Genomic DNA, 22,338 nt, shown 5'->3' with positions numbered 1-22,338 from the left:
GATCAAACACCTTAGAGAGGGGCGTGACCGTGCCGTCACGCTCCGGTAGTCCCATCGCCGACGTACTCTGGTCCTCGTGCGATTGCAGCGACAGGTGGTGGACTACGCACTTCGGCGACGGTCCCTGCTGGCCGAGGTCTATTCGGGACGCACCGGCGTCTCCGAGGTCTGCGACGCCAATCCCTATCTGCTGCGCGCCGCCAAATTCCACGGCAAGCCCAGTTCGGTGACGTGTCCGATCTGCCGGAAAGAACAGCTCACCCTGGTGTCGTGGGTATTCGGCGACCATCTTGGCCCGGTATCGGGTTCCGCACGAACCGCCGAGGAGTTGGTCCTGCTGGCATCCCGATACGACGAGTTCTCCGTACACGTGGTGGAGGTATGCCGCACCTGCAGCTGGAATCACCTGGTCAAGTCGTACGTGCTCGGTGCGGTCCCGCCACCGAAGGGAAAGCCCGGCACTCGAACCGCGCGCTCACGGGCGCGCACAGCCAGTGAATAGCGAAGGGCGCCACGACCGGTCAGTCAACGAGGTCCGTTCAGGACACGGGGCTGATGGCGTGAGCGCGCCGAAGTCCAACGCCGGCCGACGCCAGCCTCCCGGGGATGCACCGCAACAGCGCCACGCCGACGCACCACAGCAACGCGCGTCCGCCGACGCACCGCAACACCGTCCGCCGGCGGATTCCCGGACACGGCCGATGCCGCCCGACGACCGGCACACCTCGGTGCTGCCGCCGGTGCGCGAAGCCCGTCCGCCGCACCTGCGCGACCCCGTCGACGTCGTCAAGGCGGCGCTGGACGGCACTCCGACACGTAAGCCTCCGACGCCGCCACCGCCGCCCCGACCGCCGGGTGGGGGCGGACCTCCGAGCGGCCCGTCGGGTCCGCGGCGCGGACTGCCCAGCCAGATCAACTGGACGTGGGTGCGTCGCGGCGGTCTGATCGCGGCGGCGGTGTTCATCGTGTTGCCGCTCATCACGTTCGGGATGGCCTACATGATCGTCGACGTCCCCAAACCTGGGGACATTCGCACCAACCAGGTGTCGACGATCCTGGCCAGCGACGGCAGCGAGCTCGCGAAAATCGTTCCGCCTGAAGGCAACCGCGTCGACGTCAACATCGACCAGATCCCGGTGCAGGCCCGCAACGCGGTGATGGCCGCCGAGGACCGCGACTTCTACTCGAACCCGGGCTTCTCGTTCACCGGTTTCGCGCGCGCCATCAAGAACAACCTGTTCGGCGGCGACCTGCAGGGCGGCTCGACGATCACCCAGCAGTACGTCAAGAACGCGCTGGTCGGTTCCGAGCGCTCCGGCATCGGGGGCCTGATCCGAAAAGCCAAGGAGCTGGTCATCTCGACGAAGATGTCCGGTGAGTGGTCCAAAGACCAAGTGCTGCAGTCGTACCTGAACATCATCTACTTCGGTCGCGGGTCCTACGGCATCGCCGCCGCCTCCAAGGCGTACTTCAACAAGCCGGTCGAACAACTCAACGTCGCCGAGGGCGCGCTGCTGGCCGCGCTGATCCAGCGGCCGTCGGCCCTTGACCCGGCGGTCAACCTCGAGGGCGCCACGGCGCGCTGGAACTGGGTGCTCGACGGCATGGTCGAGATCGGCGCGCTGTCGCCCGAGGAGCGGGCGGCGCAGGTGTTCCCGGCGACGGTCCCGCCCGACCTGGCGCGCTCGCAGAACCAGACCACGGGGCCGAACGGCCTGATCGAACGGCAGGTGCAGAAGGAACTGCTCGAGCTGTTCGACATCAACGAGCAGACGCTCAACACCGAGGGCCTGCAGATCACCACGACCATCGACCCGAACGCGCAGCGGGCGGCGGAGGAGGCCGCCTCGGAGTACCTCGAGGGTCAGGACCCCGACATGCGCACCGCGATCGTGTCGATCGACCCCCGCACCGGCGGGGTGAAGGCCTATTACGGCGGCACCGACGCCAACGGATTCGACTTCGCCCAGGCCGGTCTCCCGACGGGGTCGTCGTTCAAGGTGTTCGCGTTGGTCGCGGCGCTGCAGCAGGGCATGGGCCTGGGCACCCAGGTCGACAGTTCGCCGCTGGAAGTCAACGGCATCAAGATCACCAACGTCGAGGGCGGCGGTTGCGGCACGTGCAACATCGCCGAGGCGCTGAAGCGTTCACTGAACACCAGCTACTACCGGTTGATGCTCAAGCTGAAGAACGGTCCGCAGGACGTCGCCGACGCCGCGCATCAGGCCGGTATCGCCGAGAGCTTCCCCGGCGTCGAGCACACGCTGTCCGAGGACGGGCAGGGTGGTCCGCCGAACAACGGAATCGTGTTGGGCCAGTACCAGTCCCGCGTGATTGACATGGCGTCGGCGTACGCCACGCTGGCCGCCTCCGGGGTGTACCACAAACCGCACTTCGTGCAGAAGGTCGTCAACTCCGAGGGCGAGGTGCTGTTCGACGCGTCGCAGCAGGACAACTCCGGTGAGCAGCGGATCGAGAAGAAGGTCGCCGACAACGTGACCTCGGCGATGCAGCCGATCGCGGCCTACTCCAACGGTCATGCGCTGGCCGGGGGGCGCCCGTCGGCGGCCAAGACGGGCACCAACCAGCTGGGCGACACCGACAGCAACCGCGACGCGTGGATGGTCGGCTACACGCCGTCGCTGTCCACTGCGGTGTGGGTCGGCACCACCGACGGCACCAAGCCGCTCGAGAACCAGTGGGGCTCACCGATTTACGGATCCGGTCTGCCGTCGGACATCTGGAAGGCGACGATGGACGGCGCGTTGGAGGACACCGAGAACGAGTCGTTCCCCAAGCCCGAGGAGATCGGCGGCTATGCCGGTGTTCCTCAGGCGCCGCCGCCGCCGTCGACGACGGCTCCCTCGACGGAGATCACGCCGCCGTCGCAGACCGTCATTCAGCCGACGATCGAAGTGGCACCCGGCATCACGATTCCGTGGGGTCCGCCGACGACGGTCCCGGTCGCTCCGCCGCCGGGCGCCCCCGCACCCGGCGGTCCCATACCTGGCGGTCCCGCACCCGGCGTTCCCGCGCCTGCACCGGCGCCCGTCGGAGCGCCGCCGCCCGCACCCGTTGGAGCACCCCCGGCGCCTGGCGCGCCGCTACCGCCTCCGTGACCGAGGTGGGGGGCGAGGAAACCGGCGAGCCGACGACGGCTGCGCCGCAGTCTGTTTCGCCGGGAGGGCTCGCTCGCGACACCAGAAGTTTCGATGAGCGCGACCTCCCGAGCCGCACAGACGCCATCGGCGCCGCGCTCTCCGATGTCATCGGCGGGCCGGTCGGCAGGCACGCGCTGATCGGCAGGCAGCGGTTCCTGACCCCGCTGCGGGTCATGCTGATCATTGCGCTGGTGTTCCTGGCGCTCGGCTATTCGACGAAGGCCGCGTGCCTTCAGACCACCGGCACGGGAACCGCTGATCAGCGGGTGGCCGACTGGAGCAACCAACGGGCCTACTTCCAACTCTGCTACTCCGACACGGTCCCGCTGTACACCGCCGAACTGCTGAACCTCGGCAAGTTCCCGTACAAGTCGAGCTGGATCGAGAAGGACGCCACCGGCCAGCCGCACATCCAGTACGACGGCAACATCGCGGTGCGCTACATGGAATATCCGGTGTTGACCGGCATCTACCAGTACGTGGCGATGTCATTGGCCAAGACCTACACCGCGCTGACGAAACTGGTGTCGGTGCCGGTGATCGCCGAAGTGGTGATGTTCTTCAACATCGCCGCGCTGGGGCTGGCGTTGGCGTGGCTGGTCACGGTGTGGGCGACGTCGCGGCTGGCCGGCCCGCGGCGGGTGTGGGACGCGGCGCTGGTGGCGGCCTCGCCGCTGGTGATCTTCCAGATCTTCACGAACTTCGACGCGCTGGCAACGGCTTTCGCGACCGGTGCGCTGCTCGCGTGGGCGCGACGAAAACCGGTGCTGGCCGGCGCGCTGATCGGTCTCGGGGTGGCAGCGAAGTTGTATCCGCTGCTGTTGTTGGCGCCGCTGGCGGTGTTGGCGGTGCGCACCGGCAAGCTGCGGGAGGTCGGCAAGACGGCCGCGGCGGCGGTGGCGGCATGGCTGGTGGTGAACCTGCCGATCATGGTGCTCTTCCCGCGGGGGTGGTCGGAGTTCTTCCGGCTCAACACCCGTCGCGGCGACGACATGGATTCGATCTACAACGTGATCAAGTCGTTCACCGGTTGGCGGGGATTCGACCCCGATCTGGGCTTCTGGGAACCACCGACGGTGACGAACACCGTCTCGGCGCTGCTGTTCGTGTCCTGTTGTATCGCCATCGGGTACATCGCCCTGACGGCGAGGCGGCGCCCGCGGGTGGCGCAAATCGCGTTCCTGGTCGTCGCGGCGTTCCTGTTGACCAACAAGGTGTGGAGCCCGCAGTTCTCCCTATGGCTGGTGCCGCTGGCGGTGTTGGCGTTGCCGCACCGGCGGATCCTGTTGGCGTGGATGACGATCGACGCGCTGGTGTGGGTGCCGCGGATGCTGTACCTCTATGGTGAAGCGAACATGGGGTTGCCGGAGCAGCCGTTCACCATCACCGTCCTGCTGCGCGATATCGCCGTGGTGGCGTTGTGCGCGTTGGTGATTCGCCAGATCTACCGCCCCGAACTCGACCTGGTCCGGGGTCGCGGTGCGGTCGACGACCCGGCGGGCGGGGTGTTCGATCGGGCTCCGGACGCGCCGCCGCGGTGGCTGCCCGACTGGTTGCGGCCCGACGCGTCGAGACCGCGTACAGAACGGGATTCGGTGGGAGAGCGCGACCTGGCCAACTCCCCACGGTGATTTGTGTGCGTTCTGTTGCGTCCAGCGCAACCCGATGCACACAAATCGCTATGAGGCGACGGCGAACAGGCGCCAGTCGCCGGGTACTCCTTTGAGTTCGTGGGCGCCGTGGTCTTCGAACTGCAGTCCGGAGCCGATGACCAGGTCGTGCAATGTGCTCGACACCAGCACTTCATTCGGACCCGCGAGGGCGCTGACCCGCGCGCCGATATGCACGGCGATGCCGCCGATGTCGTCACCGCGGATCTCACATTCGCCGGTGTGCAGACCGGCACGGATCTGGATGCCGAGGGCTTGGACGGCGTCGCGAATTGCCATGGTGCAGCGGATCGCTCGCTGCGGGCCGTCGAACATGGCAGGGAAGCCGTCGCCGCCCGTCCGCGCTCACATCGACCGGATCCGCGAACCCCTCGAGCACGACGAGCGCGGTGGCCCGGTCCGGGTGGGCCGCCGTGAAAAGGGCAGCCGGCGCGAACGCGCCGCCGACAGCGAGGAGAATTGCTTCGCGACTGCCTAGATCATCGAGTACCACCTTGATGGTGTCGCCCCATTGCTCCAGGGTGGGTAGCGCATCATCCGAAGCGCCGGTCCCCGGCTGGTCGATGAGGATCAGACGTCCGAGTGAGGTCATCGCCTCCAGCCCACCTTGTAGCGACGGCAGGTCCGGTATGACCTCACAATTGGTGAACCAGGTGGGCACGAAGACAATGTCGCGCTCGCCAGGCGGCGACGCCCGGTAGGCGACGCGCAGGTCCCCGTTCAACGCGTACCGCGTCTCGGAGAACATGGCCGAAGTGTAGAGCCGCCGAACAGGACGATTTCGCAGATCAGCGCGGTTTCCTGTAGCCTGGGCCGGTTGCCGACGCAGGCGACCCTCCTGCCGCGGATAGTCCGCGGCCGATCAGACCGTAGGAGGTGATGAGGTCTTCATGCGTCCATACGAAATCATGGTCATCCTCGACCCCACCCTTGACGAGCGCACCGTAGCTCCGTCGCTGGAAACGTTCCTCAACGTCATCCGCAAGGACGGCGGCAGTGTCGACAAGGTCGATATCTGGGGACGGCGCCGGTTGGCATACGAGATCGCCAAGCATGCCGAGGGCATCTACGCCGTCATCGATGTGAAGGCAGAACCCGCCACCGTGACCGAGCTGGACCGTCAGCTCAACCTGAACGAGTCCGTGCTGCGGACCAAGGTCATGCGGACGGACAAGCACTAGTCCCGAAGAACGGGCTGTAAGCGTCGGAGCGCTTCCGTAGGCTCGCCTGCGACCGCTCCCCAGACTTACACCGCCAATCCCAGGAGGACATCGTGGCTGGTGACACCATCATCACCGTCGTCGGAAACCTGACCGCCGATCCCGAACTGCGCTTCACGCCGTCGGGTGCGGCCGTCGCCAACTTCACCGTGGCGTCGACACCGCGCATCTACGACCGCCAGAGCGGGGAGTGGAAGGACGGCGAGGCGCTGTTCCTGCGCTGCAACATCTGGCGTGAGGCCGCCGAGAACGTGGCCGAAAGCCTCACTCGCGGTTCGCGGGTGATCGTGCAGGGCCGGCTCAAGCAGCGTTCGTTCGAGACCCGCGAGGGTGAGAAGCGCACCGTTGTCGAGCTCGAGGTCGACGAGATCGGCCCGTCGCTGCGGTACGCGACCGCCAAGGTGAACAAAGCCAGCCGCAGTGGCGGCGGTGGCGGCGGCTTCGGCGGCGGAGGCGGCGGAGGTTCGCGCCCAGCCGAGCAGCCGAAGGACGACCCGTGGGGCAGCGCCCCGGCGTCGGGCTCGTTCTCCGGAGCCGACGACGAGCCACCCTTCTGATCCACAACTGATCAACGAAGAAGCAAGAAAGAGATAGACACATGGCCAAGGCCACCAAGCGTCGGCCGGCTCCCGAGAAGCCGGTCAAGACCCGCAAGTGCGTGTTCTGCTCCAAGAAAGGGCAGGACATCGATTACAAGGACACCGCGCTGCTGCGCACGTACATCAGCGAGCGCGGGAAGATCCGCGCCCGCCGCGTCACCGGCAACTGCGTTCAGCACCAGCGTGACATCGCGATCGCCGTAAAGAACGCGCGCGAGGTTGCGCTGCTGCCGTTCACCTCGTCGACGCGATAGGCAGGACAAGAAGATGAAGCTGATTCTCACCGCCGACGTCGAACATCTCGGCGTCCAGGGCGACATCGTCGAGGTCAAGGACGGCTACGGCCGTAACTATCTGGTGCCCCGCCGGCTCGCGGTCGTGGCGTCGCGTGGCGCCGAGCGCCAGGCCGAAGAGATTCGTCGGGCCCGCGAGCAGAAGGCCATTCAGGGCCGGGAGCACGCCGTCGAGCTGAAGGCCGCGATCGAGAACCTCGGTCCGGTGCAGCTGCAGGTGAAGGCGGCACCCGACAGTGGCAAGCTGTTCGGCTCGGTGACGACGGCCGACGTGGTCGCCGCGATCAAGAACGCCGGCGGCCCCAATCTGGACAAGCGCACCGTGCAGTTGCCCAAGGCGCACATCAAGACGACCGGCACGCATCCGATCGCGGTTCGGCTCCATCCGGAGATCGCCGCGACGGTTTCGCTGGAAGTTATCGCCGGGCAGTAACCACAGCGTCAGATACGGCCGGGTGAAGACGAGATCGATCTTCACCCGGCCGTTGCTGTGTGCGCTGGCGAACTTCGCGCGACGGATAGCCGTAGCGAAGATAACCGGCCGTTAACCTGGATGGTCCCTGGCGGCAACACAACACGCCCGAAGTGGCAACCTGGCACGACACGCCGAGGCATTTCCCATCCACAAGATCGCACTCGGCTTATGGTGCGGCTATCTGCGCAGATGCAGTGAGCGAAGTGGTTGATTAACAGGTTCTCCCCAACGACTCAACATGGTTGTCCAGACCTATCCACACCCCATCCACAGGTCTATGAACAGGGCCGGGTTGCGCCCCCGCCAGCAACGTCTAGCGTAAGCCGTCGGCGGGGCGGAACCGGAGCCGCGAAAGCGGTTTGTCGGATGTCTGGCTTATAGTCGCGATTAGCGGGTATCGAACTTATGTTCGATAGTGAATAAAGGGGGTGACGCGCTTCGTGGCCGTCGTGGACGACCTTGGTCATCACGGGATGGATACCCCGCCACCGAGCGAGGACTTCGGGCGCCAACCCCCTCAGGACCAGGCAGCCGAGCAGGCAGTGCTGGGCGGGATGCTCCTGAGCAAGGACGCCATCGCCGACGTGCTCGAGAAGCTGCGTCCGGGTGACTTCTACCGTCCTGCACACCAGAACGTCTATGACGCGATCCTCGACCTCTATGGCCGCGGTGAGCCGGCCGACGCGGTGACGGTGGCCGCCGAGCTGGATCGGCGCGGGCTGCTACGCCGCATCGGCGGTGCGCCTTATCTGCACACGCTGATCTCGACGGTGCCGACGGCCGCGAATGCCGGCTTCTATGCGGGCATCGTCGCGGAGAAGGCGCTGCTGCGGCGTCTGGTCGAGGCGGGCACGCGGGTGGTGCAGTACGGGTACGCGGGCGCCGAGGGTGCCGACGTCAACGAGATCGTGGACCGGGCGCAGTCGGAGATCTACGACGTCACCGAGCGGCGCACTGCCGAAGACTTCGTTCCGCTCGAAGAACTGCTGCAGCCGACGATGGACGAGATCGACGCGATCGCATCGCAGGGCGGCATCGCGCGCGGTGTGCCGACGGGCTTCGTCGAGCTCGACGAGGTGACCAACGGCCTGCACCCGGGTCAGATGATCATCATCGCGGCCAGGCCGGGCGTCGGGAAGGCGCTGGCGCTCGATACGCCGCTGCCGACGCCGTCGGGCTGGACGACGATGGGCGACGTCGCCGTCGGTGATTACTTGCTCGGCGCGGACGGCGAGCCGACGCGAGTGGTTGCCGCGACCGAGGTGATGCTCGGGCGTCCTTGCTACGCGGTGGAATTCGCCGACGGCACCACGCTGGTCGCGGATGCGTTTCATCAGTGGCCGACGGACCGCGGTGTGCAGATCACCACGGCGTTGCGTCCGGGGGCTGACGTCATCAGTGCGGCCAGGGCTCCGGCGTTGGCTGCGGTGGGTGGCCGGCGTCCATCGGCGTGGGGCATAGACGCCGTGCGGCGGGTCGAGAGCGTGCCGGTGCGGTGCGTGGAGGTCGGCAACTCCGATCATCTGTATCTCGCGGGACGGGAGATGATCCCGACGCACAACTCCACGCTCGGTTTGGATTTCATGCGCTCGTGCTCGATCAAGCACCAGATGCCGAGCGTCATCTTCTCGCTGGAGATGAGCAAGTCCGAGATCGTGATGCGGCTGTTGTCGGCCGAGGCAAAGATCAAGCTGGCCGATATGCGCTCGGGCCGGATGAGCGACGACGACTGGACGCGGCTGGCGCGGCGAATGAGCGAAATCAGCGAAGCGCCTTTGTTTATCGACGACTCGCCGAACCTGACGATGATGGAGATTCGCGCCAAGGCACGCCGGCTGAGCCAGAAGGCCGGGTTGCGATTGATCGTCGTGGACTACATGCAGCTGATGACATCGGGCAAGAAGTACGAGTCGCGGCAGCAGGAAGTCTCGGACTTCTCGCGAAGCCTCAAGCTGATGGCCAAGGAACTCGACGTGCCGGTGGTCGCGATCAGCCAGCTGAACCGCGGGCCCGAGCAGCGCACCGACAAGAAGCCGATGGTGTCGGACCTGCGCGAATCGGGCTGTCTGACGGCGAATACGCGAATCCTGCGGGCGGACAACGGTGCTGAGGTGACGTTCGGTGAGCTGATGCGCACGGGGCAGCGGCCGCTGGTGTGGTCGATGGATGAGCGCAAGCGCATGGTGGCGCGGCCGATGACGAACGTGTTCTACAGCGGGCACAAGGAAGTGTTCAAGGTGCGGTTGGCGTCGGGCCGTGAGGTCGAGGCGACAGCCAATCACCCGTTCATGACGCTCGACGGGTGGATGCCGTTGGGCGAATTGGCTGTTGGCGCGCGGGTTGCAGTCCCCCGGCGGGTACCCGAACCGGTGAACACGCAGCGGATGGACGAAGCCGAGATCATCCTGCTGGCGCACATGATTGGTGACGGGTCGTGCGTGAAGAATCAACCAATCCGATACGCGAGCATTGACGAGTGGAACCTTCACGCCGTTGCTGAGGCGGCCACACACTTCGGAGTTACCGCGATTCGTGACGACTGTCCAGCCGCTCGTGTGACGACACTACGGCTGCCGGCGCCGTACCGGTTGGCGCGCGGGAAGCGAAACCCGATCGCGGCGTGGCTCGACAAACTGGGGCTGTTCGGCAAGCGGAGTTACAACAAGTTCGTGCCGGCAGAGGTTTTCGCGCTACCCAATGATCAGATCGCTTTGTTCCTGCGGCATCTATGGGCGACGGATGGCTCCGTGTCGTGGGATGCGAAGTTCGGCCAAGGACGTATCTACTACGCGTCGACCAGCCGACAGTTGATCGATGACGTGTCCATCCTGTTGGCGCGGCTGGGAGTGTTCGGTCGAATCAAGCGTGTGCGCAAAGCCGGCTATCGCGATGGGTGGCACCTGTACGTTTACGGCGCCGAGAACCAACTGCGGTTCCTGCGTCATGTCGGGGTCAACGGCGAGAAGGCAGTCGCCGTGCGAGAAGTGATCGGCATGTTGGAAAGCAAGGTGCGCAACACGAATCTCGATACGGTCCCGAAGGAAGTGTGGACGAACGTGCGCGCAGCGCTCGGCGCAAACCAGATGACGCACCGGCAGTTCGCTGCTGCAATGGGTACGAAGTTCTGCGGATCGACGATGTGGAAGCACGCACCGAGCAGGTCCCGATTGCACCGCGCCGCAGCATTACTCGAGGATCGTGAGATTCACGATCTGGCGACCAACGACGTGTTCTGGGACGAGATTGTCGAGATCACGAGCATCGGTGAGCACGATGTCTACGACGGGACAGTGGAAGAGACGCATAATTTCTCAGCAAACTGCATAATTCTGCACAACTCACTAGAACAGGATGCCGACATGGTAATTCTGTTGCATCGACCCGATGCCTTCGAGCGAGACGACCCGCGCGGCGGCGAGGCGGACCTCATTCTAGGCAAGCACCGCAACGGCCCGACGAAGACGATTACCGTTGCGCACCAACTGCATTTGAGCCGCTTCGCCAACATGGCGAAGCAGTAACGACTTGTCGAGATGCAACGGAAATTAACAAACGACCCCTAGTTGTTTAACAAGTTGGTTAGCCGGTGAAATTAAATCCGCCGCCTCGGCGAAAGCTCCGAGTGCACGAACTGGCCCGTGAACTGGGCTGGACTTCTCGGCAGTTGCTCGCCGAGTTGAATCGTCGCGGCGAGTTCGTGAAGTCGACGGCTAGCCAGTTAGAGGCGCCGGTCGTCCGCTCCCTTCGACGGGAGTTTGGGACCGTCAGTACAGGGCAGGACCCAGACACGAAGCTCAGCCAGGAGATGTACGGCCACTCGGCGGAGCCCGCGACTGGCGAAGACGGCACAAGTTTTGCCGATGAACTTGCGAGGGCCCGAGCTCAGTCGAAGACCAAGGGCCAGAACAAGGTTGCGCGATGGCATCCACCGATCCTGCAAGCGCTGCTCGATGAAGTCATCGTCCCCCATCGACCAACGCATCTTGCTGCTCCGGCGAACGGATACTTCGCGTGGGAGCTGAAGAAGGCCGCAAGGCTCAGCATGCAGTGGGCTGAGGCACAATTGAGCGGACTTGGGGACGATGAATCTCTAACAATCAGGTGGATTCGGCTCAGTGATGGCCAGCGTCCAGACATTGCTGCCGAACTAGCAAGTTGTGGCATTAGTCCGGACGAGGCGGCCCTTTGTATCGGACATGGCGGACGTATCGATCCGCGCCTCGGGACCATCTACGAGCGCTTCCGTGGCAGAAAAGTCGCGTCGATCGGAGGCTACCGCGCTAGTCCGCGAGTGGCGCGCCAAACAACAGGCTGTCTAAGCGTTTTTGACTGTACGCCAGCAACTTTCGGTCTTCAGAAGCGTGTAAATACTGCAGATTCCGGCCCCCGTGCGGTATCGTCTAGTACTACTAGTAGGGCACACGGGACTCGATTGCGAGGTTGAAATGGTTGAGACACTGCGTGATTGCTCGCCTGCGCCAAGCCTCGAGTATGTCGATCGATTCGGTCGAGTTGTTGGTGATCTAGTCTACCTTCGGTGGTGCGCGGGCGCTGCGGCCCCCTCCTGGAGGGAAGTCTTCGACTCACCGGACGTGTTGAGTTTCCTTGAACAAGAGAGACTTCCCGGCTTACACCCGCGGATGGAGGCTCTAATGGCGCGAGCCGCCGGCCGCGGCTGGCTGGCCTACTCCGACGAGCCGCGGTCGCTACGCGTTGGGCCAACCTACCTGGCATCACCCGGACAAAAGTTGCGAGTTAGACAGCCGCGAGACATGGGCCGTCGTGTTGCTGATGCGGCCGCGAGGTTCAGGTACAAGCACAGACACAATCCGACTATCAAAGAGTTTGCAGACTTTCTCCGAAACGCTCGGGTGCAGAGAATCTTTCGCGGCGAGGCCGATGTACTCAAGAGCCTGCCATGGTTGGTGGTCTCAGGCTGGATCGTGCTCGAAGATGGGCGCGTGCTTCGGGGTCCGACTGCGAGGGCCGACCAGAACGAACGAGCGGCTTTGCGGCGTTTGGCCATACGAGAGGCCGCCCAGGCCGCCAACACGGACGAGGAGCGCACCTCGTCGACGGCAATCCCGACACCTTGTGGCTGATGTCGCGCTCGTTGATCGTCGACGACCTCTAGGCTGGCCAATTTGAAGCAGGTCGTGGTCTCTTACTACTGGGCGAAAGTGTCGAGGTCGACGCTGATTTCGACTCCGTCGCGTTCTACGACGATTCGTGAATGCTCGATGCCTGCGGCTTTGAGATAGTCGCGCAGCGTCGATAGGAGAAGGTCGTGGCGACGCTCGATGCGTGAGACTGTGCCTTGGTCAGTGCTCAGTGCGGCCGCGATCTGTTGTTGCGTCAGGTTTCCTGCTCGGCGGATGTCGGCCAGACCTTCGGCGTAGACCCGGTTTGCGTTCTCGCGTTCAGCCGCGTAGCTGCGCACGTCATCCGCGATGAGGGGATCGGTGACCAGCTCGTCGATCCTGTTGTTCATCCGACGGAATGTCTTGCCTTCACTCATCGTGGTCCTCCTCAATTTCGTGAAGCCATGTGGATCTTGCATCGGGTCGGTTACTTCGATCAGTCCGAACTCAGCCAGCTCGTGGATGTAAACGTACCGGGGTCAACGTATAGCGATAATGCCCTCGCCGCACTCGAGTCGGCGACGCCATAGTTCCTACCTGAGACCGGCGCGATCGTGGCACCACTAGTAGGGTGGACATGCGGCTGTTCGCGTGACTTCCTGAAGTATGCGCAGTCGGCCACGAGCAGACTGGCTCCTTCCGGATCGAGCCACAAGACGGGGATCCGGCTAATGGTGACCGCCGCTCTCTTGCCTGTGCGGGTCAAGCCTGCGTCAGGGGAGTGCATCGATTCATGGTTGGATGCGACGGCGGCTGTCATGGGAGTTACGCTCGGCGATGTATCTCGCCAATTGCATCTATCGATAGCCGCGAAGCCGCAATGGATTTGGTGGCTGCCGCAGTACCAGTTGAACTCTCTTCAAGCGTTAACGGGCACCCCGGCCGAAGACATCGCAACGATGACACTCGACGACTATGCCGTCAAAGGTCTACCCGTCCTCACCGATTCACACGAACCCGACCGCACATTCCCGTTCGGCGTGTTACCGGGGTCGAGGTTCTGTCCCGAGTGCCTACACGAGTCGAGCGGCAGATGGCGGCTCGTGTGGCGGTTGGGCTGGTCATTCGCATGCACAACCCACGGCCGGTTGCTGGCTGCTCAATGTCCGCGTTGTGGAGAGGATCAGCGGCGTCGGCAGAACTACACAAGCATTCCGATGCCGACCCAATGTCGGTGCGGCTGCGATCTCACGTCGGTGCCCACCCCTGCGGTTGGGAGCGAGCACGACGTCGTTGTTGCGCAACGCTTCATCGGTAAGCTTCTCAGCGGAGCCCGCCCGAGCGGCGGAGTGCTTGCGCGGCAGGCGCGATCGCGTCGTGAGTCACTGGAAGCGGTCCGGAGTCTGGCCAATCGAACGATCAACTTCGCGGCACGCCACGGCTTGGCGACCGCAGCAAGACTGGGAGGCGGATTCACATTCGATGAACTTTCCGCGGAACCGAATCCGAGCCGTGGACGAAGTGCGGTGAATTCCTACCCATCGATGCGGACCGTTGAGGCCGCCGTGGGGATAACCGTTGCTGTCAAGGTCTTAGGCGCCGAAACCATTGAGGAATCAGCGAGCCGGCTTCGGTGGCTGGTAGACAGCCAAGACGCCAAAGCCCGCCAGACCGAGTTGCTCTGGTGTCGCACCGACGATGCGCTAGCTGCGGCGATCACGATTAAGGCGAGTAGGCAACATCTTGGAGCGCAGGGCGAACTCCGCTACCGCGCGGCAACTCCAGCGCCCGAAGCCCCACGGCGCAGTTATCTCGATGACTGGAGCTTCGCGGCGACACTACCCGCATTGATGTGGCCAACATGGTGCGAGAAGCTGCTCGCGGATACGTCAGTAGATGCGGATATGAGGCGCGCGCTATCGATCGCCACGCTCATCGTCGGCAGCAATATCACGATCGGTGGTGCAGAGAAACTGTTGTCTGCGCGCCCGTCCCACCGCACCGTGAATGAACAACTCGAGCTCCTCTATTCGTTGCCGCGCTGGAACTCTATATGCAGAACGCTAATCAGTCTGAGCGACTATCTCGTAACTCAGGGTTCAGAAATCGACTACGCGCGTCGGAGGAAGTTGGTCTACTCGGCTCGGCTCGAGTGGCAGGACTGGCTCAGGATCAGGGGCGAATCCGCCGACGAAACGCTGCCGCGGACGGCGCCCCAGCAACCAGACCAGGCGCTGGTGCATCTACGTCGCCTCGGGATCGACGAGCCTGTAGAGTGGCATCCGCCGCTCAAAATAATTGGTGTCGCGGACCTAACATAGCTACCCGTAAACTAGAAGATCGGTTGGGCTAGAGCGCATTTCAACACCCTCGCAGAATCAACTTGTGCTATCCACCGTCGTCTTGACCACGTAAGATAGTTCGCGCTGGTCTCGCGCGGGGACTTGTTCTTCTCGGTGCGCGGGAACCGACGAAAAGGTTCGACTAATGCCTTCGAGTCACGATGAAGACGATCTGCTTGGCGCCTTGGCAATGCGCGCGCCAGGGCTGACGTGGACGTTTATGATGCAGGGCAGCGAAATTGTATGGATGTGGCAGCGGAGTAGCTCGCCGCCGTTGCACAGTCTCGAGCCTGTGCGAAGGCCAGTCTCGTCCACCTTCAGCCGCCATGTACCCGTGACGGCGTACTCCATGACCAACGGCGCGAACGTGTCTCTTGAATCCGGATTGGAGCATGACCTATTCCGGCGACTCGACAGAGATCCGCGTGTCGCCCGGATAGTCGCGCAGCCGTTTCGTCTGGCTTGGAAAGACTTGCCTGGACGTCACACTCCCGATCTCTTGACCGTTGACGTGAAAGGGGATGTGACGACCTGGGACGTCCGCGCACCCGAAAAGCAGGACGACGACTTCAAGGCCCAGAGCCGCATCACAGAACATGCGTGCGCCGCTGTGGGATGGCGCTACGAGGTGTTCGGCGAAATGGCTCAAGCTGAGCGACTGAATCTCATGTGGCTGAACGGGTTTAGAAGAGAGCCATCATGGTTGCAATTTCATGAACGCCACATTGTTCACCTCGTCTCCGGTCACGAAGTAACTCTCGGAGCACTGTTTGACGCGGATGACGGCTCCGGTGAACTGAAATCGTCTGTTTGGCACCTGGTTTGGAAGGGCATCTTGAGTATCGACACGACGTGCCAGTGGGGATTGGACACGTCTGTGCGCCTATCTGTCGAAGTATCGCGATGAACGCCGGCCGGACATTCCTCTACGAGGGAGCGCGCGTGCTCACGGAGACGGGTGCGGAACTCGTCGTTCGATTCGACCGTACGGGTGTCGATCTTCGCGACTGCCTCAACAACATCCGACATAGGGACTGGGACGATCTTCCGCTTGTGCAGAACATCGTCGATGGTCGGCCGGTTGCCGTCGCTCGGTCTCTCCGACCACTCTGGGACAGCCTCGACGACAAAGCCCGCGAACGCGCGCTCAACAAACTCGAGATTGTTCTCGAGATCGTGACTGGATACCGCGATGGTCATCCCGAATTCAAACGACCCGGCGAACCATACCCTCCATTCGGGCCAGGGTTTGGCGTATCCGAGTCGAAGCGGGCCGTAGCGATGGTGTCGGTTCTCATTCAGGAAGGTCGAAATGACCGTAAGGCCCAGCGCCGGTTGCGAGATGGCGAGCTGACGTCGCTCGGGACGAACGAGAGCACCATCAGAAACTGGGTGCGAAGCTGGAGGCAGCAGGGACTGCTCGGGCTCATTGACGGGCGGCACATCCGCAAGAGCCTGTCGTGGGAGGTCATCGATCCGCGCTACCGCGCGATCGCTGAGGAAGAGTTCGCGACTCTGGACGGTGATAGATCGAGTCTGGCGATCCAAGAAATGCACAGACGAGTGCTGGTCAGGCTCCGTAACGAAGGCATCGACGATTACCATGCGCCGCAACGCACGACGCAGAAGTTTCTCTCGAACCTGAAGCACCAAAGAGGTGAGACCACCCGGTCGCAGCGCACCAAGAAACTGCAAACAGCCTCAGGCTCAGCACAATACCCAGGAGTAAGACCAGGCCAAGTCGTGGCCATCGATGTCACGCGAGCCGACAATCTCGTATACGACACCTTCAACGGCAGGCCGCTCAGCGTCGAGATCATCACCGCTATCGACGTCGCCACGCGCGTAGTCCTAGCGCTGCGGGTGGTTCCCATGAGCGCGAACGGCTTCGAAGCCGGACTGCTCCTCTACGACGTCTGCAGGCCCTTCTCAATGCTCGTCGCAGGCACGACCGTCAGCGATTGGAGATGGGTCGGCCTGCCCGAAACTGTCGATCTTTCGGATGCGGTGGGCAAGGTGTGGCGGCAAGACCTAGAGGTCAACTTCGACACGTTGCAGGGCCAGCACCCCATCCCATCTGTGATGCCGGATGCAATCCATTGCGACAACGCCGCGATCTTCACCAGCGTGCACTTCCGTGCACTATTGCGCGACCTTCAGATCGACCTCTTGCTCAGCCGTCCGGGCAACCCCACCGACAACCCGCAGGTCGAGCGGTGGCATGAGACGATCCAACGTGGCTTGCAGCAGATTCCGGGCTACAAGGGTCGGAACGTGTCTGAGCGGGGTCGGCTCGTCGCCGATGAGCCGCTGTTGACGGCGCGCGAACTGCAACTACACCTGCGAAAGTTCATTGCGCTCGATTACCACAGACACGGACACGACGGTCTCATCCAACCGGGCGCCGAGGCCGCCAAGATGTGTCCACTCGACTTATGGGACGTCATGGTCGAAGCCACTGGTCGTATCGATGTGCCCCAGCGCCACGGCCTGATCTACCAATTCCTACCTATCAAGTGGGGCACCATCGGACCAGCGGGAGTGGAATTCTCCAACCTCCGATACGAAAACCCGCTTGTCTTCGAGCCGTTGCGCTACGTCGAGGTGGGCCGATTCCGCGAGAAGGACCGGGCCGCACCGTTCTTCTACGATCCAAACGATCTCTCCCGCATATGGTTTCATGACGAATCCACCGACAGGATCGAGCCAATCGAATGGGTCGGCCGTAGTAAAGTCGATGCACCAATGACTGACGTCATCCTCGACGAGCTCTGTCGGAAGATCAGACGCCGCGGCGGCAACCATGTGCTCAAGCGTGGACTGACAACCCAACTGATCATCAACGAACTCGGCGAACTCACGTCGACGAGATCGAAAGCGGATCGCCGCAAGACAGCTGCCGCGGCACAAAGGGTCGAACAGTCGCGTATAGATCACGCCGAGGCAGAAGCTGCCCAGGAACACGCCCATCCCGTGCGCAGCATCGCACCGCGGACGTTGCCGACTTCGTCGATCAGGCGAGCGTGGGACAACTTGCTGGAAACCGAGTAGGCAATGGACTCGCAGGAGTGGCACGACAACAGCATCCAAGAGCTACCGCACGCGCCTTCCAGCCGATCGTCCAAGCAACTGAACGCCATGTCAGACCAGGCGCGACATGGGTATATCGAGCAACTCGAGGCGTGGCTCGCCCGGCTCTACCTCCCGACAGCAGCGTTCACCGAAATCGAGCACGCTCTAGACCGGACCGTCCGGGACAACATGTTGGAAGGTCCGGGCGCCAAACAGATCGTCGTGTTGACCGGGCCCAACTACGTCGGTAAGAGCACGTTCATGCTGCGGTGGGCGCAGAGACGATATCTGGAATGGACCCAAGATGCGCCGCATGACCGTCGCGGGCGCCCCGTTCACTATCCATCGGATGGCGTAGAGGCCGACCTATGTCCCGTGATTTGGATCGACTTGGGTTCGGCCGCCAAGGTCAACGACGTGACCACTGAGTTGCTCAATGGTTTCAACCTCGCGAGCACCGGCCTCACACGCGATCTGACTCATCGAGCGATGCACGGACTGCGCCTGCACCGCACCCAGATCATCGTCATGGACGACGCGCACCTTTTGAAGACCGACTCCAAGAGTGGGCGCGATGTTCTCGATCACATCAAGAGCATCAACACCAAACTTGGTCAGGTCTCGAGCGCGACCCTCGTTCTGGTCGGAGCCAACCTTGCAAACGGCGACCTGGTGAACGACCCGCAGATCGCATGTCGATTAACGGAGTTGTCCGTCGCACCCTACGGCGTGGATACCGAGGAAGAACAAGCCGAATGGCAACGCGTCGTACGTGACCTAGAGAGGTTGGTTCTGCCACACCTGCCAGCGGGTCGGCCGGGGATGCTCTTCCTGAAGCTGGCCGGCGAACTTTGGTTTCGCACGCAGGGCTACGTTGGCGACTTACGAAAGCTAGTCAGTCGAGCCACCGTTGCGGCCATTGCGGATGGCTCATACCGGATCAGCGTGGATCACCTCAAAGCGATCACCCTGAGCAAGCGTGCAATTCATGAGACTGCAGCGGAGGCGGAGCGCCGCCGCACTGAGTCATCGACGCAGACCCGGCGGCGCCGCCAGAAGCGCGCACGCGTGTCTGATCTCAACGCGTTGGGCCCGGAAGAACGAGTCGGCGCAGCGAGTCCCGGGCTGCGGCCGGCAGTCGGTCACGAAAGGCGCGATAGCCGGCCTTGATGCGATGGCAGGGCGGCACAGCCCATGCCGGACTGTTGTCGAGACAGCCTTGTGCCACCTCGCACCACATCCATGTGACGGCGTAGACCAACAGGTCAGACCGCCGCGCGGGAGTGGTCGACAGGCGCCAAGCGGGGTACCAGTGTTCAGGATCGCCCGCCAGAGCAAGGACCTGCACTTCGAGCGCGCGGAAGTCTCTGCTCGTAGGAATGTTGTTCAGCGCCACGTTGACTTGGCGCTGAAGATCCTCCGGCGTTGTACGCATCCGCGCACGCGCGGCGCGTGAGGTGCGCGAGCCAACGTCAGGCGGCAACCCGATTCGGACGGCCGCGTCGGCCCAGCTCTTCACTGAGACAATCGCTCTCACCATGCATAGCGACACATAAAGCCGACCGGTGTGTTCGTAGCCGCCGAGCATGCCGGCGAACAGTTGACGATAAATGCCGGTATCGATCATTTGGGGTATCGCCGATGGTTCTATTTGCCGGCAGCGGCGACCGCGATCGATTCGACGACCCACATCGCGGCGTTCGGATACGGCTGCGGCGATCAGTCGCTGCATCGTTGGCGTTCTCTTGGTGCGATTAGTGAGCCAGGCGGCGGGACCGTTCTTCTCGTCTTCGATGAAGCGAATCCACTCACGCAACCGGGCACCACCAGACTCAAAGTTCCGTTGCATAAGAATTTCGTGGGCGCATCCGAGGACGGCTCCGCGAACCCTGGCGCTGTGCGGGGGACTGAAGCCCCAACGAGCTCCACGAACCAGATTGGACCGAACCCGCGCCTCTTCGCGCAGGTCGCTCGCCCACGATACGGCAGTCTGGGCCGACGTCCTGGCCCCCAGATGAAGCAGAAGTGTTGCAAGGTTGCGCAGTTCGGCAAGAAAAGCACGAGGGTCGGCAGGTTCGCCGAACATGCTCAACGTCTGCCCGTTCAGCGCTCGATGGACGGACTCAGCGCAATCGAGCGCACGGGAGTCTGCCGGCCCCGCAGTGTTTGTGAGTACCGAGCGGAGACAGGGCCGCCGCAGGGCGACAGGGTTGCCGCATGGTTGCGCTGGTCCGAGCACTGGGCGCAATGGCCAGTACCGGTGGCTGCGAAACCGTTGGCTGCAGCCGCCACATTCGGTGGTCAGGTATGTGCCGTGATGGATGCATGCGGCGACGATCGGCAACCGCCAATCAACACGCCAGATTCCCTGCTGCGCAACGCATAAGGGACAGAGTTGTGTGCCGAAGGGAGGAAACCATCCCTGAACCACGACCTTGCGATAGCTGTGCCGGTCTAGCGGATCGAGGGCATCGAGGTGCAGGGGTCGTCCTGCGTCAAAGCGCATGAGAGTGGCGTTTCGAAGTTGCTCGACAGGGATTCCGCTGAGCTTTTCGATTCGCGCGAGCACGGTGTCGGTGGGTGCCGTCATGAAGAAAGCAAGCGTCGTTTGGGGTGCGTCTTCGCCGCGGCGGAGCGCGGCCAGGATGTGCTGAGGCTCGAGATCGTTGGCTTGGGTGAGCCGCTCGAGAAAGCTATCGAGTGCTTCGTCTTCGCCCAGAGACACCCTGGTTGGCAGCAAGCTCAGTTCTGTCGGCATGATCCCGTGACCTCGGTCGAGCACTGTGTGTGAGGTGCGGCGCAACGCTCAATGTACTACTAGTAGGGCAGACAATGATGGGCGTCCGCTGACTACTTGATGGGTGCCGACTCGCCCTAGTCAAAACAACCCGGAACGGGTTGCCAAGTGGGAGGCCTGGCGGTTGGAGGTAGGCACGAGAATTCGCGACGTCCGGCTATCGCGGGAAATGACTCAGGAGTCGCTCGCGCTGCGATCTGGCGTGACCCGAAACGTGCTCATCGACGTCGAACATGGACGGCGCGGCCTCCTATTCGAGCGGCTCCTCGATATCGCGGAGGCCTTGGAGGTTGCGCCGGCGGAACTACTGCCGTGATTGCAGGGACGCCTTGGACGCCACAGAACCGGCTCAGATGAAGCCCTACTAGTAGTACACTAAACTTGTGAGTATGGCGGCCAGACCAGGGCAAAGATGCGCCGCAGCGGCTCCGAGATGGCTAAGCGGGCCACCTGCTTATCCTTGCGGTTGCCCGACGAACGACAACCTTCGGGCATCACGGCGGACAACTCGGGCCATCCCCGGGAGCAAGCCCGGAACCCTGATTGCGCGGGCTGCACCTCGTCCACACGGTGCGCTAGCGGTTGGCGCCAAGTAGATGCGCCGGACCAAGCGCGTGACTGTCTCCGATAGCGCGATCAAGGACATGATCGCCCGAAACACCAGGGCCTCTGCGCGGCTCGAAGGACGGGAATTGCCCGATGGCCACACGCGCTCACAGGCCGTCCAGGATTACCTCGACGGGCTGGCATCAAGGAGTAAAAGCGATGCAGCGCAGAATATTTCGTACACTGATTCGGATAGCGCAAGTGTCGGTCACTGGAATTACCGCGTGGTGCAGTCCGCCGACGGATCCGAGTACTTCATCGCGGAGGTGTATTACGCCGGCGACAAGCTGGGGTGGGTCGACGGCTCCCGCGACCTTCTTCGCTGGGAGCGTTACCAGGACCTCATTGACACCGTGCAACTGATTAGACACGCGTTCGACCAGCCTCTGCTGCGTGTGACGGAGGACGACCGTCTAGTTGAGGCCACATCTACATGATGGAACGAAGCGGTTATCGGCGCTCGATCCGGCGATGCCGGAGTCACACTAGAGCGACTGGATCTTCGAGCAACAACAGGAGCGTGGGCAGGAGAGGGACGATGAGGTGGACCCTGCGCTGGCGATCATCGGCTGAGGTGGCCGACCTTTTCCACGGACCCGAGGATCCTGAGTGGGCGGCGGACCGAGACCTAATCGCGGACGAGCTGCAGGATCCGTGGCAGCGGGCGGCCCAAGCGGATTAACGTCGTCCTCGTGAGTCCCGTCGCTGAGGAGTGATCAGTCGCGGTGGTCGCGCATTCGGTGGACGGTGCGTGATGTCGCTGCAGCAGTGAGCAGTGTTCGTAGTTCGGGATTGGACCAGTACTCGTACTGGGCGTCAGGAACAGGCTGAGCAGGCTGAAGGATAATGCTGCCATCCGCGTTGTGGCGCAACAGGAACCGGCTATTCGGGCGGCCTGGCAGAGTGATGCGTCCGCGGTCATCTGTCTCAACGAACTCGGGGTCGGGCACTTCACGATTGTAGTCGCCGCGCCAGCGGACCGATGACAATCTTGATCCGACGGGATCGGCGGTTATTGGGGG

18 protein-coding genes and 1 pseudogene are annotated in these 22,338 nt (G+C 63.1%); 15 read left to right on the top strand and 4 right to left on the bottom strand.

Going from position 1 to position 22,338, the window contains the following annotated elements; genetic code table 11:
• Positions 1-76: 76 nt before the first annotated feature.
• From CEX87_RS24455 to CEX87_RS24445, 3 genes are all read left to right on the top strand, one after another.
• The gene (locus CEX87_RS24455) at positions 77-502 is read left to right on the top strand and encodes a DUF5318 domain-containing protein (protein ID WP_064346105.1); all 426 of its coding nucleotides are present in this window, start codon (positions 77-79) and stop codon (positions 500-502) included.
• Between the two features lie 199 nt (positions 503-701).
• A complete protein-coding gene (locus tag CEX87_RS24450; RefSeq protein ID WP_064417763.1) occupies positions 702-3,119 on the top strand; it encodes a transglycosylase domain-containing protein in 2,418 nt (805 codons plus the stop codon).
• 5 nt (positions 3,120-3,124) lie between these two features.
• Positions 3,125-4,792 (top strand): glycosyltransferase family 87 protein, encoded by a 1,668-nt coding sequence (locus CEX87_RS24445; protein ID WP_094289504.1) that lies wholly within the window; start codon positions 3,125-3,127, stop codon positions 4,790-4,792.
• Between the two features lie 48 nt (positions 4,793-4,840).
• Here CEX87_RS24445 and CEX87_RS24440 read toward each other — a convergent pair.
• Positions 4,841-5,579, bottom strand: a pseudogene (locus CEX87_RS24440) (adenylate/guanylate cyclase domain-containing protein).
• A gap of 142 nt (positions 5,580-5,721) precedes the next feature.
• On the opposite strand from CEX87_RS24440, the gene rpsF reads away from it, so the two are divergent.
• The 6 genes from rpsF to CEX87_RS28010 all read left to right on the top strand — a co-directional run bounded on the left by rpsF (position 5,722) and on the right by CEX87_RS28010 (position 11,862).
• Positions 5,722-6,012, top strand: coding sequence for a 30S ribosomal protein S6 (gene rpsF / locus CEX87_RS24435; protein ID WP_064395157.1), 291 nt, complete (start codon positions 5,722-5,724; stop codon positions 6,010-6,012).
• 92 nt (positions 6,013-6,104) lie between these two features.
• Positions 6,105-6,608, top strand: coding sequence for a single-stranded DNA-binding protein (locus CEX87_RS24430; RefSeq protein ID WP_064346102.1), 504 nt, complete (start codon positions 6,105-6,107; stop codon positions 6,606-6,608).
• A gap of 41 nt (positions 6,609-6,649) precedes the next feature.
• A complete protein-coding gene (rpsR, locus tag CEX87_RS24425; RefSeq protein WP_064395138.1) occupies positions 6,650-6,904 on the top strand; it encodes a 30S ribosomal protein S18 in 255 nt (84 codons plus the stop codon).
• A gap of 13 nt (positions 6,905-6,917) precedes the next feature.
• Positions 6,918-7,376: a 50S ribosomal protein L9 gene (gene rplI, locus CEX87_RS24420; protein WP_064395137.1), complete on the top strand. Its 459-nt coding sequence runs from the start codon at positions 6,918-6,920 to the stop codon at positions 7,374-7,376.
• Positions 7,377-7,858: 482 nt separating this feature from the next.
• Positions 7,859-10,939, top strand: coding sequence for a replicative DNA helicase (locus CEX87_RS24415; protein ID WP_198957299.1), 3,081 nt, complete (start codon positions 7,859-7,861; stop codon positions 10,937-10,939).
• Between the two features lie 65 nt (positions 10,940-11,004).
• Positions 11,005-11,862, top strand: coding sequence for a translation initiation factor IF-2 N-terminal domain-containing protein (locus tag CEX87_RS28010; protein WP_083997766.1), 858 nt, complete (start codon positions 11,005-11,007; stop codon positions 11,860-11,862).
• A gap of 723 nt (positions 11,863-12,585) precedes the next feature.
• On the opposite strand, the gene CEX87_RS24405 is transcribed toward CEX87_RS28010, so the two are convergent.
• Positions 12,586-12,936, bottom strand: coding sequence for a helix-turn-helix domain-containing protein (locus tag CEX87_RS24405; protein ID WP_066811902.1), 351 nt, complete (start codon positions 12,934-12,936; stop codon positions 12,586-12,588).
• 294 nt (positions 12,937-13,230) lie between these two features.
• Here CEX87_RS24405 and CEX87_RS24400 point away from each other — a divergent pair, with 294 nt between their 5' ends.
• From CEX87_RS24400 to CEX87_RS24385, 4 genes are all read left to right on the top strand, one after another.
• A complete protein-coding gene (locus tag CEX87_RS24400) occupies positions 13,231-14,820 on the top strand; it encodes a TniQ family protein (protein ID WP_083997765.1) in 1,590 nt (529 codons plus the stop codon).
• 166 nt (positions 14,821-14,986) lie between these two features.
• Positions 14,987-15,748 (top strand): TnsA-like heteromeric transposase endonuclease subunit, encoded by a 762-nt coding sequence (locus CEX87_RS24395; RefSeq protein WP_083997764.1) that lies wholly within the window; start codon positions 14,987-14,989, stop codon positions 15,746-15,748.
• A gap of 35 nt (positions 15,749-15,783) precedes the next feature.
• Positions 15,784-17,892: a DDE-type integrase/transposase/recombinase gene (locus CEX87_RS24390; RefSeq protein ID WP_066811926.1), complete on the top strand. Its 2,109-nt coding sequence runs from the start codon at positions 15,784-15,786 to the stop codon at positions 17,890-17,892.
• 3 nt (positions 17,893-17,895) lie between these two features.
• The gene (locus tag CEX87_RS24385; RefSeq protein WP_066811898.1) at positions 17,896-19,083 is read left to right on the top strand and encodes a TniB family NTP-binding protein; all 1,188 of its coding nucleotides are present in this window, start codon (positions 17,896-17,898) and stop codon (positions 19,081-19,083) included.
• On the opposite strand, the gene CEX87_RS24380 is transcribed toward CEX87_RS24385, so the two are convergent.
• The gene (locus CEX87_RS24380; protein WP_083997770.1) at positions 18,992-20,671 is read right to left on the bottom strand and encodes a TniQ family protein; all 1,680 of its coding nucleotides are present in this window, start codon (positions 20,669-20,671) and stop codon (positions 18,992-18,994) included. The two genes, CEX87_RS24385 and CEX87_RS24380, sit on opposite strands and share 92 nt — an antisense overlap.
• A 103-nt stretch (positions 20,672-20,774) precedes the next feature.
• On the opposite strand from CEX87_RS24380, the gene CEX87_RS24375 reads away from it, so the two are divergent.
• Together CEX87_RS24375 and CEX87_RS24370 are read left to right on the top strand one after the other, a co-directional pair.
• Positions 20,775-21,026, top strand: a complete 252-nt coding sequence (locus CEX87_RS24375) for a helix-turn-helix domain-containing protein (protein ID WP_064413413.1) — start codon at positions 20,775-20,777, stop codon at positions 21,024-21,026.
• A 280-nt stretch (positions 21,027-21,306) separates the two neighbouring features.
• Positions 21,307-21,753 (top strand): hypothetical protein, encoded by a 447-nt coding sequence (locus tag CEX87_RS24370; RefSeq protein WP_066811895.1) that lies wholly within the window; start codon positions 21,307-21,309, stop codon positions 21,751-21,753.
• A gap of 279 nt (positions 21,754-22,032) precedes the next feature.
• On the opposite strand, the gene CEX87_RS24365 is transcribed toward CEX87_RS24370, so the two are convergent.
• Positions 22,033-22,338 (bottom strand): hypothetical protein (locus CEX87_RS24365; protein WP_233151506.1); only part of this gene is annotated, 306 nt, incomplete at its 5' end.

Origin of the sequence: Mycobacterium lehmannii (assembly GCF_002245535.1) — a bacterium.
Taxonomy (GTDB): domain Bacteria; phylum Actinomycetota; class Actinomycetes; order Mycobacteriales; family Mycobacteriaceae; genus Mycobacterium; species Mycobacterium lehmannii.
The sequence above is the reverse complement of the archived record's forward strand: the minus strand, read 5'-3'. Positions and strand labels throughout refer to the sequence as shown.

Coding starts and splice junctions, on each gene's coding strand:
- CEX87_RS24450 (WP_064417763.1), top strand. CDS start 702: ATGCCGCCCGACGACCGGCACACCTCGGTGCTGCCGCCGGTGCGCGAA.
- rpsF (WP_064395157.1), top strand. CDS start 5,722: ATGCGTCCATACGAAATCATGGTCATCCTCGACCCCACCCTTGACGAG.
- rpsR (WP_064395138.1), top strand. CDS start 6,650: ATGGCCAAGGCCACCAAGCGTCGGCCGGCTCCCGAGAAGCCGGTCAAG.
- rplI (WP_064395137.1), top strand. CDS start 6,918: ATGAAGCTGATTCTCACCGCCGACGTCGAACATCTCGGCGTCCAGGGC.
- CEX87_RS24405 (WP_066811902.1), bottom strand. CDS start 12,936: ATGAGTGAAGGCAAGACATTCCGTCGGATGAACAACAGGATCGACGAG.
- CEX87_RS24400 (WP_083997765.1), top strand. CDS start 13,231: ATGGTGACCGCCGCTCTCTTGCCTGTGCGGGTCAAGCCTGCGTCAGGG.
- CEX87_RS24395 (WP_083997764.1), top strand. CDS start 14,987: ATGCCTTCGAGTCACGATGAAGACGATCTGCTTGGCGCCTTGGCAATG.
- CEX87_RS24385 (WP_066811898.1), top strand. CDS start 17,896: ATGGACTCGCAGGAGTGGCACGACAACAGCATCCAAGAGCTACCGCAC.
- CEX87_RS24380 (WP_083997770.1), bottom strand. CDS start 20,671: ATGCCGACAGAACTGAGCTTGCTGCCAACCAGGGTGTCTCTGGGCGAA.
- CEX87_RS24370 (WP_066811895.1), top strand. CDS start 21,307: ATGCGCCGGACCAAGCGCGTGACTGTCTCCGATAGCGCGATCAAGGAC.